This is a genomic window from Colwellia sp. PAMC 21821 (genome assembly GCF_002077175.1).
Classification (GTDB): Bacteria; Pseudomonadota; Gammaproteobacteria; order Enterobacterales; family Alteromonadaceae; genus Cognaticolwellia.
In genome coordinates, this window is record NZ_CP014943.1 from 3,595,157 (window position 1) to 3,613,504 (window position 18,348).

The following is an 18,348-nucleotide window of genomic DNA, read 5'->3' on the forward strand; positions in this document are numbered from 1 at the left end:
CGCTTTTCTGCAATAAAATACCATACCGATAGCACAACATCCGCTAGTGTTATCGGGCTTGATGTGGTTAAATTTAGCTATAAGAAAAATGGCTAAAAAGGCGCGCATTTGTTCTATCTTTATCCCGCTAATAAAATGGAAAATTTGTTAGTATTGCTTGATAAAATCCAGCAACTTTCCCCACTTCCTGTTTTCGCTCAAGACACCGTCATCGTACAAAATGCTGGTATGCAACATTGGCTTAATATGTCGCTGGCCGAGCAACGGGGCATCAGCATGAATATGCGTTATGCCTTACCATCGCAATTTTTGTGGAATTTAATTAGAAACTTAGCCAGCGATGAAGACGTGCCTGAGCAGTCGCCTTATTCTCGAGAAGTACTCGCTTGGCGTATTGATACTTTATTAGCCTCGAATGAAGTGGTTGATGACAGTGCGTTTCAAGTAGCAACTGATTATTGGCAGGCAAGTTCAAACCATATTGTTAATACCCCATACAGTGAAGCACAGCAGCTAAAACGTTATCAGCTAGCGTGTCAGCTTGCCGATTTATACGAGCAGTATTTAATATTTCGACCTGAATGGATCCATGCTTGGCATCAAGGTGAGTTTCCGGCTTTTGATCAACCAATTAGTGCAGCTGTTTCAGACGAGCATGCACAATCTGAAGAAAGTAGCGCTATTTGGCAAGGTAAACTTTGGCATTTATTGGTGCGCGAACAACCTTATAACCCGCGTGAACTCGTCGCACTGGCAATAAAAAACTTAAACAATGCTGATAGATTAAAAGCACAAGCTTTACCGCATCGCTTATCGTTTTTTGGCATTAATGCCATGGCACCACTTTGGCTTGAATTCATTAATGCCTTAAGTGAACAAATAGACGTACACTTTTTCCATTTAAACCCTTGCTATGCGTATTGGGGCGATGTGGTTACGGAAAAAAATGCTATTGAAGCTTGGCTCAAAGGAACTGATTTTTCCGTGGGACAAAAATCTGCAGACGAAAATAGCAGTGAAAACGATCAACAATTAGGCCTATTCACTGAAGTTGAGTGTGCTGATGATAATAGTGCTGACGATAAAAACTCTGATGGCGAAAGCCTTGATGGCGAAAGTTTATTCGAAAATAAAGATTTAGCTGATATAAACCGACAAGTGGGTAATCCACTATTAGCCAACTTAGGTCAACAAGGTCGAGAATTCATGGCTTTGTTATATCAATACAGCACCATAAATATTGATGTATTCGAGTCGGCAGTGGCTGATTTGGCGACTGAGAACTCAAAAAGTGCAGACCAAGCCAATCCAAGCCCAGAAGCTATAGCACAAGCCAGTGTTTTAGCGAGTGTTCAGCAAGATATTCTATCGTTGACTGATGCGCGTTCGCCTGAATCACAAAGCCACCGTAACCCAGCGCCTAAAGTAGATGGCTCAATTTTAATTACCAGTGCGCACAGTGCCTTGCGAGAAGTGCAGGGCTTACACGATTGGCTATTACATCAATTTAACCAAGATAAAAGCTTAACGCCAAAAGACGTTTTAGTGATGTGTCCGCAAGTTGAGCAATACGCGCCATATGTTAATGCAGTATTTACCCGCGGTTGGCAAGATATTGCTGATGAAGTGCCGCCGCTACCGTGTTCAATCGCTGATCGCATTAGTAAAGACGCAGAGCCTTTAGTCGCCGCGTTTTCCCAGTTATTAACTTTGCCTGACAGTCGCTTTCAAGTATCGAGCCTAATTGCTTTATTACGTTTACCCGCTATGCAAGCTCGCTTTGGCATTAACCTAGACGATATTGAAAAAATCACCCACTGGCTTGAAGTATCAGCTGTGCATTGGGGCTTAGATAAAGCTCATAAACAACACGTGTTAGCGCAAAGCGAAGCTCAAGAGGCCGAAACGCTTAGCGGTACTAGCGATAGCTTCACCTGGCAACAAGGTTTTAGCCGCTTAATGCGGGGTTTTGCCTATGCTGACCATAGTGTTATTTATCAAAACCAAATGCTATTGCCCACTATTGAAGGTAGCGACAGTGAGTTACTTGGCAAGTTAATGCTTATTATTGAGCAGTTACAACTTACCGCTATTAACATGTCAAAAGCGCGAACAGCGCCGCAATGGCAACAGTTTTTGTTTGAATTACTACAGCAACTATTCGACGATGAAAACGATAATGGTCTAAATGTAGTGCGCAGCGCTGTTGAGTCGCTGGTCGAATTTTGTCAGCATGCCGCTTATAGTAGCGATATTAGTTTGGCGGTTATTCGCGACTTTTTGAACAGTCATTTTAGTCAGCCAGATCCCGGCCGACAGTTTATGATTGGGCAAGTCACCTTTTGCTCTATGCTACCGATGCGCAGCATTCCCTTTGAAATCATTGCGGTATTAGGGTTGAACGATGGTGAGTTTCCACGCCAACGCCAACCACTAAGTTTTGATCTAATGACCACAACACCTGCGCAGTTAGGTGACAGATCACGTCGCGGTGACGATCGATATTTATTCCTAGAAGCGCTTATTTCTGCTCGCCAAGCTTTGTATTTAAGCTACCAAGGGAAAAATATTCGAAATAATAAAGACCGTCAGCCGTCGTTAGTATTAAAAGAGCTCATGGAATATCTTGCCCGCGGTTATGGTTGGCAATTACTGGGTTTAAATGCCGAAACTAACACTGGAGCTCAAACGCATACACTAAGCCAAGTTAGGCAATTACCGATGCAGGCCTTTAGCGAGAAAAATTATCTGGGCAACTTTGCCAGTTTTGATGCTAACTGGCTTAATTTACGTCGAGCAAAACCTGAGAACGGCTCAGAGCATAACCTGATAGAAAATAACCATGCACCAATAGTTGATACCAGCACAACTATTACCGACGATAGCTTATCGGCTAACGATGTTATTCGTTTTTATCAACATCCTGCGCGCTATTATGGCCAGCAAGCGATGTATTTATATTTAGACAACACAAATACGATCATCAATGACGTAGAGCCGTTTGTGCCTAACCACCTCGATAGTTATTTACTTAGGCAAGAATTGCTTAACTATTACTTAGCGCCAGCGCAAAGCAAACAAAGTTGTGAAGACATATTACTCAGTGCCAAACTGTCAGGTAATTTACCTGACTTACCGAGTACTGATGAGCTTATTGCGGGTTGGCAAAAAGACAGTGAAGATTTCAGCCAGTTTATTATCACAGAGTTAGCGCAAAATGACGCTTTAACTATTGACCCGATAGATTGCAGCATCACGCTCGATTTAGCCAATATCTTAACCAGTCAAAGCGTAGTCGCGGATGATCTGTATTCAAATGATGAATTAAGGATATTAAAAGCAATATTACCAAAACGTTTAACGCTGAGTTGCAAACTGACCATCGTTGATAATAAAAGCGTGTTTTATCGCGGCAGTAGCGCAAAAGCGAAAGACTTATTTACTTTATATTTGCATCAGTTAATTATTCAAATAGCGCAAGCGGATGAAGCACAAGAAAATGCTGACCTATTTGCCAATATTAGCGCTACGCATGGTTACTATTTTGATACCAAAAGCCAGAAACCCAGCCAATTTTACTTCAGTGAACTTGATGATGCTAAAGGGCAGTTATTACGGTTAATTGCAACGTTTTACTTAGGCCAACATCAGCCACTATTACTTAATGGCGATATCGCTGAGAAAATACGTAAGAGCAAAGTATTTGAGCAAACTCAGTTTGAACAGTTTTGGTCTGACAGTAACAGCTTTCAAGCTTTTGGTGATGACGCCTATGTACAGTATTTTTGGCCACAGTGCCCTGATTATGACGAAATATCGCCGAGGTTATTGACCTTATATCAGCCGATGTTCGATGCCTTGCAAACCGTAAAGCAAGGAGCTAAAAAATGAAAAATTTAAACGCCAATACCATAGCCCTGCAAGGTAAACATTTAATTGAAGCCAGTGCAGGAACAGGTAAAACTCACAATATCACTCGAATATTCTTACGCTTATTATTGGAGCGAGAACTACCGATTGAACAAATTTTGGTGATGACATTCACCAAAGATGCGACAGAAGAAATTCGCGGCCGTATTGATGACTTTATTCGAGAAAGCTTGCACAGTTGGGACAGTTTAATTGTTAGTGATGATTACTTTACAACCTTAAGTGCAAATCTGGCTATCAAGAATATTGGCAGCCGAGAAGTAAAAGCACGATTAAGCCAAGCCTTGTTGTATATTGACGAGGCCGCTATTTTTACCATTCATGGCTTTTGTAAACGTGTGTTAAATCAATATGCTTTTGCCAGCGGTATTAGTTTTAATGCCCAGATGGAAACTGACACCCAAGATATTACCTTGGAAGCCTGCCAAGACTGGTATCGGGTACTGGCATTAAACACCGAAAATAACAGTCAAGCCTTTAAGCTAGTGACTGAATTTTGGCCAGAGCCGGGCACTTTTATTAACCAGTTTTCAAAAGCATTAACGACACAAAACCAATTAAACGTGCAAGACCCTGCAAACATTAGTGTGGAATTTAAAGCGTTAGTTGAACAGGCCATTGCAAGTTTGAACGAACATAAAGCCATGTTAACCGAGTCGCTAATTGATGTTAAAAAGGGCGTTGAGCGAGAAAAACGTCAGCAAGAGTTAGATCTGTTACTCAATTGGTTAGCTGCGCTTTCAGCCGATGTAACGGGGCAGCATGGAAAAATACCTGATGCTTTTATTGATGGCAGGCGTTATGCCCGCTCAAAAGTTAAAAGCGAGTTAGTTGAGATTTTTACGGCGGTTAATACCGTGAAAAAACAACATCCAGAATTAGCCAAACAACTTAATCGCGCCCATGCCTTACTCGTGGTGAGAAAGGGCATTTATCATATTCGAACTGAAATCACCCGTAAAAAATTACAAGCTAATGTGATGGGGTTTGACGATTTAATTAGTACGCTAAATGATTGCTTAACCAATGAACAAGCGCCTGAAAATAAGTCATCACAGGTTTTAGCCAACAGCATATTCACCCAATTTCCAGTCGCGCTTATTGACGAATTTCAAGATACCGATCCACAGCAGTTCTCGATATTAAAAGCGATTTATTATCATCAGCCAAACGCCGCGCTGTATATGATAGGCGATCCTAAACAAGCGATTTATGGTTTTCGAGGTGGTGATATTTTTGCTTACCTTTCCGCACGAAACGATTGCGACTACCAATGGTTAATGGATACCAATTGGCGCTCAAGTGCTGCCATGATAACTGGCTATAATCGTTTGTTTTACGGTAATAAATTATCAGACGAACCCGTGGATGTTTTTGGCTATCAAATACCTTATTTACCGGTTAAAGCCTCGCCAAAAGCGCACGAGAAAGTGTTTTCAGACCGTGAATTTAACGCACTGCAGTTTATTCATTTTAATGTCGAATCAGAATCTAAAAGCAAAGACGGTAAAGATAAAGCGGTTAAACAAAGTTATCGTGCAAATATGGCCGCTTGGTGCGCCAATGAAATTGTACGTTTGTTAGCTTGCCCAGACCTTAATATGGCCAGTGGTGATATTGCGTTACTAGTGCGCGATGGCACTGAAGCAGCAGATATTAAATTTGCCTTAAATACCTGTGGTTTAGCCAGTGTATTTATGAGTAATCGCGCTAATTTATTACAAAGCGACGAAACCAAACATTTACTGCAAGTGTTAAAAGGTATTCTATTTTTAGAAAATGATCGTTTATATACCGCCGCATTAGCCAGCCCACTAATGGGCTTTAATCGTGAGAAGCTATTGCAGTTACAACACGATGAACAGCAATGGCAGCATTTAAAAATTAGTTTTGAAAAGCTGCGTAATGAATGGCAGTTTAAAGGCTTTATCAGTATGGCGTTGCAGTTAATGCATCAGCACTTTCATATTGATGTTAGTGATGCTGATAACAGCTCCGCCAATAATAATCCTGATAGAATACTCACCAATTTATTACATTTATTTGAATTATTGCAGGGGGCAAGTCAACGACATCGCCAACCACAAGAATTGCTATTTTGGTTTGAACAACAAAGCCAAGTAGATAACCCAGAAGTTGAAGCAGAGCTGCGTTTAGAAAGTGATGAAAACTTGATCCGTATTATCACGCAACATGGCTCTAAAGGCATGGAATATCCGGTGGTGTTCGTGCCGTTTGCCACGCGCCATAAAGACCCACTCAAGTTCGGTAATCGTAATGTCACCTTTATTGAGCATCATGATGAAAGTGGTAAGCTACATCATAGCCTTGATGGCAGTGAAGAGGCGAGAACGCGCATGGCAGCAGAAGCTTATGCTGAAGCGATTCGACTGCTTTACGTTGCAGTTACGCGCGCTGAAAAACGTTGTTATATTCTCAGCACAGCGTTTGACAACTTTGAAAAGTCGCCCTTAGGTAAAACTCTGAAATGGTCAGCAGAAACTGACATCGCGACTAGTTTGCAGCAATTAGCACAAGACAACCCTGACGAGGTTGCGCTTGAAGTATTAGATAACTACTTACCTTTAGAAGAAGCACCCATTGATTCTCCGGCTAGGTCAATGACTGATAGTAATTCTGATGAATGTAAAGTTAAAGCTGAACCAGCAGTGGCACGCTTTAACGGCAAAATTGAACGTGACTGGTGGTTAAGTTCGTTTTCAGCTTTAAGTAAAAATTTACGCCATAACGGTGTTTCAGCGCCAGATCGTGATACTGAAGAAGCGACACATGCTGATGATCAAACTGAATTGTTTAAATCGTTAGCTAAAACGGCTATTGAATTACGTTTCTCGTTAACCAAAGGCGCACAAACCGGTAACTTGCTACATGATATTTTAGAACAAACGGATTTTTCAGCACCTGATTGGCAAAAAAGTTGTCATTGGCCGCTAGTGAAATATGGTGCTGTAGATGACGTATTTGCAAGTTCGGTTGAGCCTTCTCTCGACAGTGATGCGAGTCAGCTTAGGGGCCAAGCACAACAAGGAAATGGCCAGGTATTGTTGGTGAAATGGTTAGAAGAAGTATTACATACGCCACTTAATCAAGACGGCATGTTGTCGCTAAGCCAATTAACACCGCAAGCGACATTGCGTGAAACAGAGTTTTATTACCCAATGCGTTCTGCAAGCAGTAGCCAATTAACTCAACTGTTGTCCGAGCATAGAAATAACTATGTCGGTAGTAATGCCAGTAATGATAGTAATACCAACATCAATACAAACAGTAAAATAGCGCGACAACACCGAGTGCATTTGCCGTCTTATCAACAGCTTAAAGGCATGATGCATGGCTTTATCGATTTAATCTTTCAAGCAGATGGTAAATATTATGTTTGTGATTATAAGTCTAGCCACTTAGGCGATGAGTATAGTGACTATAACGATGTCGCGATGCGTCATAATATTGAAAAAAATCATTATGATTTACAATACCTTATTTACGCTTTGGCACTACATCGACATTTAAAATATGCCTTGGCAGATTATGACCCAGCACAGCACTTTGGCGGGATTTATTATCTGTATTTACGTGGTATGAGTGATCAAGCTGATCACCAAGGTTGTGGCGTTTATTATCGTCAAATTACGCTCGCAGAATTAGAACAACTAGACAATATATTTGCTGGAGAAACCACCAATGCCTGAACTTGTTATTAGCAGCGAAAGCAAGGTTACCAGCGACAAAGAGAGTATTTATGCCTCGTTTCAGTATGCCGCTCGTCAATTAGATGGTTTGGTTGCTGTAGACTACTTTTTCGCGAAAGAAATAAGCCAATGTTTGGGCTTTAATGGTGCTAACACTATAGATAAAACAAGTCAGCAAGAGACTGAACAGCAACAATGGTTTCATTTATTAATCGCCTTAAGTGCGAGCTTGCGCGACGGCCACAGTTGTTTGCCACTGGCACAAGTCGCGGGCAAACGTTTGTTTACTGACGGAATGAATCAAAGCGAATCGCGCACTAAAGGCTTTTTATTTTCTGATCTTGAAACACTCACCGCGCTGATGGCGATACTACCCATTGCGGATTCAAATAATAAAGACGAGTCTGAGCAGCATCCGATAGTCTTTAATCATGACCGTTTGTATTTGCGCCGTTACTATCAATTTGAACAAGAATTAAAGCAAGTTGTGCGCGAACGACGAGTTATTAGCGCAAAGTCAGTTGAGCCAGCGAGTAATGGCAGTGAAGCATTAGATGATGTTGGCAATATTACAAACATTATAGCGACGCTATTTCCAGATTTAGCGTCCCTAAACCATGCACTAAGCGATACAAAAAGCGATACAAAAAGCGATACACAAAGCGATACACTAAGCGATACACAAAACGATACACTAAGCGATACACAAAACGATACACAAAACGATACACTAAGCGATACACAAAACGATACACAAAATAGCGAAATAGATTGGCAAGCCGTTGCCGTAGCCAATGCCATTAATAAAGACTTTGCCATTATTGCCGGTGGCCCCGGCACAGGTAAAACTTACACCGTAACTAAACTGCTGGCTGCGCTAGTTATGCTAGCCCGGGCTAAAGTCGAAAGCCCAAATAACAACCAGTTTACGGCACCAAAAATATCCTTAGTGGCGCCTACGGGTAAAGCCGCACAGCGTTTATCAGAGTCTATCACCAGTGCGGTTAAAGCTTTTCGCGGCACTATTGCTGACGAAGTATTAGACCTTATTCCAGAGCAAGCTAAAACTATCCATAGATTACTTGGCGTTATTCCTGAGCAGGTAAACTTTCGTCATCATCAAGAAAATTTACTCGATATAGATATTTTGCTTATAGATGAAGTTTCAATGGTCGACTTACCTATGATGGCGAGAATTTTTCGGGCTTTGCCAATCAACACTAAAGTTATTTTATTAGGTGATGCCGACCAATTACCTTCAGTTGCGGTTGGCAGTGTTTTAGCTGATTTTGCACCACGTCCTCATCTTGGTTTTAGCGCATTGAACCATCAATACTTAGCACAAGTCACTGGCTATAAATCGCTGACTAAAGATGAAGCACCTGACGAAAATAATGCACAATACAGCGCTGCCGACTGTGTCACTTTTTTAATGAAAAGTCGTCGGTTTGATGGCAAAGGTGGCATAGGTAGAATCGCGAATTATGTCATTAATGGTCAATATCAAGAAAGTTGGCAGTTATTAAAGCAAAGTGAGAGTGATAATAGATCATCGGAAGATGAAGCTCTAAGCAACGATAAACAATTAACATTATTATCAGGCAACGTTGAAACTTGGCTAATACCACTTGTTGAACAGTATTATTTGGGCTTGTCTCAATGTAGCAAGGTTGAAGATGCATTTAAATTGTTGGCAAAGTTTAGAATTTTATCGTCAACCCGCAAAGGCCCGCAAGGGGTTGAAAGCCTAAATGCTTTAGTTGTTGATATTTTGCGTAATAAAGGTGTTATTCCGTTTAACCGTTTTGAGTCAAATACAAGTTTGTATGCCAGTCAACCGATCATGATCAACGAAAATGACTACCGTTTAGGTGTTTATAATGGCGATATTGGCGTACTTTGGCGTAATAGCCAAGGACATTTAATGGCAGTGTTTGAGAATGCACAGGGCGGTTATGACTGGATCTTGCCCTCGCGTTTACCTAAGTTTGAAACGGTTTACGCCATGACCATCCATAAAACCCAAGGTAGCGAGTTTGAACATGTCGCTATGGTGCTGCCTGAGCAGAAAGACAATAGATTATTGTCGCGTGAATTATTATATACTGGCATCACCCGAGCGAAGCTAAAGTTGAGCATCGCTAGTAGTCAGAGTGTTTGGCAAAGTGGCGTAAGTCAGCAAGTTAAACGTCACTCTGGGCTCGCAATTGACTAGTTCCTGTTATCGTCCTCGTAATTATTTATTGAAAACATAGAAGTAAGTTGAGAAATGAAGTTAAAAGACATAGAAAAAATCGTTTATCGTAAACATTTGAATATTATTATTGTCGGCTTTATTGCCAGTTTACTTATTTTAGCTTTGGCATATGGGCAGGGGCTGATTATGTTATTTGCTGATAGCGCGACAACAACGGCTAACCCAATTAATGTTACGGCGGGGGAAATAGCAGCTGAGGTTGCGGCGACAGAAAGTAATTTTAAGTATAATTTTCTTGGTGTGTTACTCGCGTTATTAACCTGTGTTTTTGCCTTACATCGATTACGCTTTAGTGCTTTTTTCAGTGAAGTGTATTATGTTTGGCAAGTTAAGCAGCAGCAGAATGCGATATATCGTAAATTGAAAAAAATCAAAGCGGCAGCGAAAAATGACGACGAAAATGCTGTAAATGTTAATGCTTTAATTATTTTAAATTTTTATTATGCCAGCTTAAAACAAATTTATTTATTAGATGACAATACGCTCACAATGTCTAAACTCAATACTGATATAAATGAATTGAACACACAGATAGAGCATCTACAATTAACCATATCAACCGACCAGTTTGATAAAGCAATGTTGGCTGATTTCTAATAGTGATAAGGATTATGACATGATAGGTTACGTTACTTTAGGTACCAATAATTTAGAACGCGCAGTAGCATTTTATGATGAATTATTTGCCACCATAGGCGCAGGACGATTTCTAGAAACCGAACAATTTGTTGCTTGGTGCAAGTCACCAGAATCTCCGGGCATTTCAGTTACTAAACCCTTTGATGGACAACCAGCAACGGTGGGCAATGGTGTTATGGTCGCGATTATGCTTGACTCAAATGATGAAGTAGACACCTTTTACCAAAAAGCGCTAGAACTGGGTGCAACATGCGAGGGCGCTCCTGGCCTACGTGGTGAAATGGATGGTTTTTATGCCGGTTACTTTAGAGATTTAGATGGCAATAAGCTTAATGCCTTTCATGTTGATATGTCGGCAGCGTAAATATTGATAAGTGTATTGTATGCTTAAAACTGCCATATTAAGTTTGAAGTAAAAATCATAAATGCTCAGGTTTAAGCATCAAGATGAAACCTGAGCTAGTTGTAAAATAAATATAACAGGAAAGAATATTAGAAATGAAGAAGTTAAAAAACGAAGCTGACTTATTGAAAAAAGCCATTGTTATTGGTGAAGGTTACGCGAAAAATCGAGGTTATAAAGGTTTTTCAGGCACTAATGCTGCGAAAGAAAAAATTGAAAGTTTATATCGTTTACTCGTCAATGATAAGCTTATTCAACCGTTGCCAAAAGATGGTGAAGACCTAGCAAGCATGAAGCATAAGTTAGCGTTATGGATTGCAAAACAACTACCGGCAGATCATCCCTTACTTAAATAGCTAATGTACTCAACATTTGAGCGATTAACTAAACACAGAATTCACAACAACTAGCGGATTGAATACGTTCGCAGTTTAAGTAATCAACAGAAGAATACTCGTTATATGAACCGTAAAAAGAAAATTAACCAAACCTTAAAATCAAAACTTAAAAAGATGAATGCTAAACTGCAAAATTCTAGCAAGCCTAAGTATGTTTCAAAAGCTGAACGTGCGGCGATTGCTGCACAAGAAGCTGAAGCTAATGTAGCTCTAAGCTCGGATGAAAGCTCAGATGAAAGTACTTCGGCAAATGATACGGATAGTGTTGCTAATAGCGAAAAAAAATAAGGTCTAATTTATTACTATGTTGGAAGCGAGTTGTGACGTGAAAAGAATTGTAATTTTTGGCAATTCGGCATCAGGTAAGTCTAGCTTGGCAAAAGCTCTCGCTGAACATCAGCAACTTGCTCATTTAGATTTAGACACCTTAGCCTGGCTTCCAATCACAGATAAATCACCTATGCCGCATCGTCAAAGTGTCGATATCTCTGTCAGTGAAATAGACCGTTTTATTAAGCAAAATAACCAGTGGGTGATAGAAGGTTGCTACAGTGATTTACTCATCCACACGCTAGATAAGTGCAGCGAAGTAATATTCTTAAACCTACCAATTAAACTTTGTATTAGTAACGCTAAAAACCGTCCTTGGGAACCGCATAAATATAAAACCAAAGCCGAGCAAGACGCTAATTTAGCTATGCTAATTGATTGGATATCGCAATATGAACATCGCACAGATACCTTTTCAAAAACTGCCCATAAAAAGCTTTATGATGAGTTTTTGGGTGAGAAAAAACAACTTATCGATAATCAATAACTTCATCTTATAAGTCGTCATATATTTTCGTGAAATTACTTATGAAGAACCCGTGAAACGGTCGTAATATTAATTATTATTATGGCAGTTTTGAGCATATTATAGCCATTAATCGTATTAGATTAAATGAACACTTGTGCGCTAAGCGGAAGCTCTGGTCACTCGTTTATCCTATTTATGAATATCATTGAAGGTAAAAATTAATTAATACGAGGTATTGGTATAGAGTGATGTGGAATAAAAATTACAAACCTGTATAACTGAGATTAACAGCTTGAATCTGCATATTTGTTAAAATATGGTAAATATCGTTATTACTGACACTTTTACTTTAATTGTTGACACTATCAATATTTAGATGTAAAAATAAAAAAAAACAATGACTTACATCTGTTCTCTATTTTAAATTCAAGTAAATGACAAGGTCTATCATTTTGCATTCTTTGATTTTCTGATTAAAGTTATTTTAGCTTATCTAAGTTACATAGGGAGTGAATAAATAATGGCGGATCAGCATAATACAAGACCTGACCCCGTAGGCTTTACTAGTAATGAATATTTCAACAGTAAATTAAAGCACTAACTGGCAGGCGTATGTTGCCAAAAAAACAGAAAAAATCCGAATAGCCTCCACAGATTTAACGCTAAGTTTTACTTTGCCCCCCCCGATTTTTACACAATTTTTAGTTGGTTTGCCAAAAACTTACTTTGTCAGGTTCTTTTACAACCTTGTATTGTTAAAAAAAATTGATGTTTCTATGTGTATAAAAGTAATGAAAATAATATATTTAGCATGATTTATGCATTGTGTCCTTCTTGAAGCCTTTCGCAACATCCTGCTGTTTATTTTAGCTGTATAATTTGATAGTGCTAATGAGTTTTCAGTTGTAACTAGTTATGTAGTAAAGAATGTTATTACATAATTTACCCACCGCATACTCGCGGGTCTGATCACTTTATGTTAAGGAATAAACATGAAATTCAAATTATTTAAAGCCTCTTTTTTAGGCTTACTATTGACCATTAGTAATTATGCAAATGCATCTTTAATCTCTTTTGAGTTTAACAGTACCGATTCGACACTTACTTATGAATGGACCATTGAATCGTCTCAACCGGTATACAATATTAATTGGGGAATTTACTATCTTGCTGAAATTATTACGACACTCGATGGTATTAGCACAACACAAGATGGTTCTTTTGGGGCTTTAAGTATAGGTGACGATGTGTTGAGTTCAGGTCCTCCTGGTGCGAGAATATCCAATGGTGGTTTTGAATTATTCAAACATATTCCTTTACCTAATGGGGGGTTTGATATTCAAGGGTTTTTCGTCGCGGAAGGTCAAGTGTTATTCAGCAGTAGAATCATGGGGGATGCGGATTTCCAGGGGGGGAGTGCGTCGTTTATAGACAGTCAGTTTGATTTAATTAAAGATACTAATCCAAATTTACCTAATTTTGTAGATACTCAGAATGGCACTTTAAATATCAAAGTTCCAGAACCCTCTACTTTAGCTATTTTTGCATTAGGCTTGATAGGTCTAGCATCACGTCGATTTAAGAAACAATCTTAGGTTGGTTTCATTAATGTCGAAATTGAGTATAGAATGCGGCATGCCTGAATAAACCGATGTAAAACAATGTTATCGATTATCATCAAAAAGCATTTGCCAGTTTGGTAAGTGCTTATGGCTCTGGCGGTTATACGCAAAAGCAGGTCGGCGACTACTTTGGTTTGCATTATTCTCAAATTAGTCGCATTGTCGCAAAGTACAAGACCTGACCCCGTAGGTTTTACTGACCCCGTAGGTTTTTTTGGCAAAACGGACTGTTTATTAAAATAAAAACGCTTTTCTTAAACTAGAATGACATCAATCTCGTTTGTAAAACACCGAAAATGTAAAAATAGCCGATATCATGCGTAATGCTATTGCACAAATATTGTTGATTTTAATAGTGCCTAATCTACCACTTCTTGCGCGTTAAAAATGGCTTATGCTGTTCAGCGTCATGAGTTTGATTATAAATTTTACGGTGTACATTTTTTCCCATTAAAATTCTGATTTGATAGTAAGACTCTCTAAATAACGCCCAGCCTTTACTACCTTTCCAACTTTTGTTGTATAACTTTTTATTTGCCGCAATCGCATCTGGAGATTGTGACATTAAGGAAAGCGCGAAAACTTGTGCATCGGCTAGTGGCGTTGCTGTTAATTCAGTCACTAGATTTAAAGCTAATGCTTGTTCGCCAGTAAACATCTCTGCTGTCATGGCGAGTTTTTTTGCTTGATCAATCGGCATAAGGTCGCGCAGTGCTATTGTGCCGCCCATATCAGGTATTAAGCCCCATTTACCTTCTAGAATCGATAGCGAGCTGTCTGGCGTGGCAAATCTAAAGTCGGCGCCTAAAGCAATTTGTAAACCGCCACCCCAACAGCGCCCTTGAATAACACAAATTACCGGTACAGGAATAGTTTGCCAACCGGTTGAAACCACTTGCGCTAAATTAGACCGCCAAGGCAAAACTTTAAAGAGTAGTTTTAGCATGTTCATAGGTGATTTCATGATGGACTTTACGTCTAAGCCGGAACAAAAATCGTCACCATTACCTGATACGATAACCGCACGAATTTCACGGTTTTTACGCAATGTTTTAATGGTGCTACGAATGGCAATAAACATTGGCATGTCTAGCGCATTTAGTTTGTCAGTGCGATTAAGTTTTACGTGGGCGATGTTATTGCTGATCTCTACACTTACGCGTTGTTCGGTCATGAAAGTCCTTAGCGTTATAAGCGATTGGCCTATAAAGATAATGTGATGGTATGACCAGTACCATAGCGAAAGTGGCTATTAATGTCTACATTGAGTGGGCTCGCTGAGCGCTGAAAGCTTGTAAATACATTGAATTTATCGCACATTGTATTTATAGCGTTTAAGAACACAATTATGGCGACGAAATCACATGAAAAATAACGGCAAAATTATATGAAAAATAAAATTATTTTATCGACGATCTTAACACTAGCAAGTGCACAATTATTTATCACTGATTTAGCACAAGCTCAGCAAGAGCAAGCTTTCGCTATCGCCATACATGGCGGGGCAGGCACAATAAATAAAAGTAAGATGACCAAAGAAAAACGTCAAGCTTATGAAGGTAAACTAAAAGAAGCACGTGATGTAGGTTACGCTTTGTTAGCTGATGGTAAATCTAGCCAAGCGGCTGTTATTTCGGCTATTCAAATATTAGAAAACTCGCCATTGTTCAATGCTGGCAAGGGCGCTGTTTACACTTTTGATGGCGAACATGAGCTCGATGCGTCAATTATGAACGGTAAAACCTTAAATGCTGGCGCAGTATCGGGTGTAAAAACGGTTAAAAGCCCAATAGCATTAGCTGAAGCTGTGATGGAAAAGTCGGTTCATGTCATGCTCAGTGGCGAAGGTGCTGAAGTTTTTGCTAAACAACAGGGCTTAGAAAGCGTTGAAAATAGTTATTTTGATACCGATGCGAGATACCAGTCGTTATTAAAAGCTAAAAAGCAGCTAGCTGAGAAAGAAAAAGAACTGAAAGATTTTCAAGCTGCGCACCAAACGCTAAATAATGAATATAAATTTGGCACCGTTGGTGCTGTAGCGCTTGATAAATCGGGCACTATAACCGCTGGCACGAGTACCGGCGGAATGACAGCTAAACGCTTTGGTCGTATTGGCGATGCGCCTATTATAGGTGCAGGGACATACGCGAACAATGACAGCTGCGCGGTTTCAGCAACGGGTCATGGTGAATACTTTATTCGCTACCATGTGGCAGCTGATATTTGTGCGCGCATGCAATACCAAGGTATTAGTCTTGAAAAAGCGGCTGATGTAGTGATAAATGATGTGTTAGTTAAAGCTGGCGGCTCTGGTGGTGTTGTTGCAATAGATGTAGCAGGTAATATTGCTATGCCATTTAATAGCACGGGTATGTATCGTGCGAGTAAGTCGTCAAATGGTGAAGAATTTGTTGGAATATTTAAAGATGATAAATAAAAGCAGGTTAAAAATAGCGCGTAATACTTTTTTAGGATTAGCTTTTGGCTCAGTGCTTGTCGGTTGTTCAGATGATGTGGGTAAAGTTAGCTTAGGCTTATTTACGACCAAAGATGTCGTTATCAGAGCTCAGCAAGACCCAATTGTAACCGGGGTAACTTGCCATATTAGCCATGTAGAAGCCGATTTAGACTTTTCAGATCCTTCTGATATGAGCATAGCTTGTCGACAAACAGGTGAAATAACAGCAGAGCATTTAGCGCAAATTGATCGCACAAAAAATGGTGAAGTGGTTTTTAAAGAGTCAAAAAGTATTTTATTTAAAAGCTTAAAGGTCAGACGTATTTATGATGCTGAAAATAAAACCCTAATTTACCTGTCTTATTCAACGAAAGAGTCGTCGGGCAGTCATCATCATTCATTATCCACCGTGCCTTTATATAATACCAAGGCTTGGCAATGGGCATTGGCTCAAAAGGTTAAAAACTAGTTGTTAACCTGATAATAATTTAGCGTAAGCTGTTTGGTATAAACCCTATTTGCTTTTGGCATTACTCGCTATGTTTTAATTTACGGCGTATAAAGCCAAAAGCTAAAGATTTAAAAAGTAGTAAAAACTATGTTGGCAAACCTGTTTAGCCCAAAAGCAATTATTGACGAGAACAGTAAAAATTGGATACTCGATACTTTTGCATGGGCAATTGAAAATTTTGATATTAATGTTCTTAAAGACGATGCGCGCTTAATACTACCAACCAATGAGTTCTATCCTGGTACGGTTACCAGTATTGAAGAAATGGCTCAAGCGATGTTTACCAATACAAAAAACTATGCCGGTATGCAAAAGTGGCCGATAGAACTTACTTCTGCTACGCCGACATCGACCACTGCCATTGAAGATTTAAGTTTAGGAGCGATTATTCGTGGTGAACATGCTGAAGTTGATGTCAGCATGAGTAATGCGCCATTAATGCTTGGGTTTACGCAAAATCAAGTAAATCAACCACAAGATTTAATTGCCGGTATTAGCCAGGCACTTGCCAGTATTTTGGTAGTTTCTAACAAGGTATTACCACCCGGTGGTAAAGAGTATTTACCACAAGCGATAGATCTTGTTGCCTGTTTTATGGGCTTTGGTGTTATTTTTGCCAATACGGCTTATCAATTTAGAGGTGGTTGTGGCTCATGTAATAATGCCAGTTTAAACCGCAAAGCCGCATTAACTGAGCCTGAAACGTTATATGCTTTAGCACTGTTTTGTGTCTTGAAAAAAGAACCGATAAAAAATGTTAAAGGCCATTTAAAGTCTCATTTGAAAAAAGATTTTGTTAGTGCTTATAAAAGTATTGAGCAATCAATTTCATCTACCACACAACCGGCATTATTAGCTTTAGTAAGTTAATAAATTGAAAAAGCTAAAAATTTAATAAAATTTGCTGTAAATGGATGATTTATTTGCAAATGGGTCTACAGTTAATAGTGTATAAGAAAATTATGTTTAATCAGTACTTGGGTATTAGCTTTATTTAAATTTTTAGGGATCCACTATGGAATCATTACAAGTAAAAGAATATATGAACCATTATCCCGTGACTTTCACGCCAGATATGGTGGTAGAAGAAGCGGCGCTGCGGTTTTTAAAAACCAAGCAAATTGGTGGTCCTGTTATCGATAAAAATAATCAGTTAATTGGCTTTTTATCGGAAAGTGATGTGTTATCTAAAATGATCGAAACTATTTACTATAACGAGCACATTGCCGATGTTGCAGATTTAATGCGCAAAGATGTGTTAACAGTAAAACCTTATGACAGTGTTATTGAGCTAGGTCAGCAAATGCTGAAAAATAAACCTAAGGTATATCCCGTTGTAGACGATGATGAAAATTTACTCGGCACAATATCCCGTAATGATGTGCTTCGTGCTATCGACCTACATTTACGTTCAGGTTACAAAAGCTAACTAGTTAAGCTATATAACTCGCTTATTAAAGCGTTACCTTTTGTTAACGCTTTAATTTTGCTTTTTTGGTTAACTAAAATTTTACGTACACAAATAACTGTACACAAAATAGCTGAACATAATAATAACAAACTGACACTTTCAAGGACTGTGCGTATTCATTTGCCATTGTTTACCTGTTAAACTGGCTTT

Annotated in this window: 14 protein-coding genes; 13 read left to right on the forward strand and 1 reads right to left on the reverse strand. The window is 39.3% G+C overall.

The features are described 5' to 3' along the window. The first annotated feature begins 135 nt into the window (after nucleotides 1–135). The 9 genes from recC (at nucleotide 136) to A3Q33_RS20875 (ending at nucleotide 13,731) form a co-directional block, all read left to right on the forward strand. Nucleotides 136–3,891 (forward strand): exodeoxyribonuclease V subunit gamma, encoded by a 3,756-nt coding sequence (gene recC / locus A3Q33_RS15205; protein WP_081180675.1) that lies wholly within the window; start codon nucleotides 136–138, stop codon nucleotides 3,889–3,891. Beyond that, a complete protein-coding gene (recB, locus tag A3Q33_RS15210; protein WP_081180676.1) occupies nucleotides 3,888–7,640 on the forward strand; it encodes an exodeoxyribonuclease V subunit beta in 3,753 nt (1,250 codons plus the stop codon). Before recC ends, recB begins: the two co-directional genes overlap by 4 nt. Next, a complete protein-coding gene (recD, locus tag A3Q33_RS15215; RefSeq protein ID WP_081180677.1) occupies nucleotides 7,633–9,855 on the forward strand; it encodes an exodeoxyribonuclease V subunit alpha in 2,223 nt (740 codons plus the stop codon). The genes recB and recD overlap by 8 nt, the downstream gene beginning before the upstream one ends. 54 nt (nucleotides 9,856–9,909) lie before the next feature. Further along, on the forward strand, nucleotides 9,910–10,494 hold the full coding sequence (locus A3Q33_RS15220; RefSeq protein ID WP_081180678.1) for a DUF3087 family protein: 585 nt from the start codon (nucleotides 9,910–9,912) through the stop codon (nucleotides 10,492–10,494). A 19-nt stretch (nucleotides 10,495–10,513) separates the two neighbouring features. Then, complete coding sequence (locus A3Q33_RS15225) at nucleotides 10,514–10,900, forward strand: VOC family protein (RefSeq protein ID WP_081180679.1); 387 nt, start codon at nucleotides 10,514–10,516, stop codon at nucleotides 10,898–10,900. Between the two features lie 134 nt (nucleotides 10,901–11,034). Next, entirely contained in the window at nucleotides 11,035–11,295 is a 261-nt protein-coding gene (locus A3Q33_RS15230) for a DUF5062 family protein (protein WP_081180680.1), read from the forward strand. Nucleotides 11,296–11,400: 105 nt separating this feature from the next. Further along, the gene (locus A3Q33_RS15235; protein ID WP_081180681.1) at nucleotides 11,401–11,625 is read left to right on the forward strand and encodes a DUF2986 domain-containing protein; all 225 of its coding nucleotides are present in this window, start codon (nucleotides 11,401–11,403) and stop codon (nucleotides 11,623–11,625) included. Between the two features lie 37 nt (nucleotides 11,626–11,662). Then, nucleotides 11,663–12,154: an AAA family ATPase gene (locus tag A3Q33_RS15240; RefSeq protein ID WP_155866790.1), complete on the forward strand. Its 492-nt coding sequence runs from the start codon at nucleotides 11,663–11,665 to the stop codon at nucleotides 12,152–12,154. Nucleotides 12,155–13,128: 974 nt separating this feature from the next. Then, complete coding sequence (locus A3Q33_RS20875; RefSeq protein ID WP_081180683.1) at nucleotides 13,129–13,731, forward strand: PEP-CTERM sorting domain-containing protein; 603 nt, start codon at nucleotides 13,129–13,131, stop codon at nucleotides 13,729–13,731. A gap of 391 nt (nucleotides 13,732–14,122) precedes the next feature. Here the strand turns inward: A3Q33_RS20875 and A3Q33_RS15250 are convergent, their stop codons facing one another. Next, complete coding sequence (locus A3Q33_RS15250; protein ID WP_081180684.1) at nucleotides 14,123–14,932, reverse strand: crotonase/enoyl-CoA hydratase family protein; 810 nt, start codon at nucleotides 14,930–14,932, stop codon at nucleotides 14,123–14,125. 213 nt (nucleotides 14,933–15,145) lie between these two features. Between A3Q33_RS15250 and A3Q33_RS15255 the strand changes: the two genes are divergently transcribed. The 4 genes from A3Q33_RS15255 (at nucleotide 15,146) to A3Q33_RS15270 (ending at nucleotide 18,156) form a co-directional block, all read left to right on the forward strand. Continuing rightward, nucleotides 15,146–16,195, forward strand: coding sequence for an isoaspartyl peptidase/L-asparaginase family protein (locus A3Q33_RS15255; RefSeq protein ID WP_081180685.1), 1,050 nt, complete (start codon nucleotides 15,146–15,148; stop codon nucleotides 16,193–16,195). Beyond that, nucleotides 16,185–16,685, forward strand: coding sequence for a CreA family protein (locus A3Q33_RS15260; RefSeq protein ID WP_155866791.1), 501 nt, complete (start codon nucleotides 16,185–16,187; stop codon nucleotides 16,683–16,685). The genes A3Q33_RS15255 and A3Q33_RS15260 overlap by 11 nt, the downstream gene beginning before the upstream one ends. 129 nt (nucleotides 16,686–16,814) lie before the next feature. Beyond that, entirely contained in the window at nucleotides 16,815–17,597 is a 783-nt protein-coding gene (locus tag A3Q33_RS15265) for a hypothetical protein (RefSeq protein WP_081180687.1), read from the forward strand. 145 nt (nucleotides 17,598–17,742) lie between these two features. Next, complete coding sequence (locus A3Q33_RS15270; protein WP_081180688.1) at nucleotides 17,743–18,156, forward strand: CBS domain-containing protein; 414 nt, start codon at nucleotides 17,743–17,745, stop codon at nucleotides 18,154–18,156. The last annotated feature ends 192 nt before the right edge of the window (nucleotides 18,157–18,348 follow it).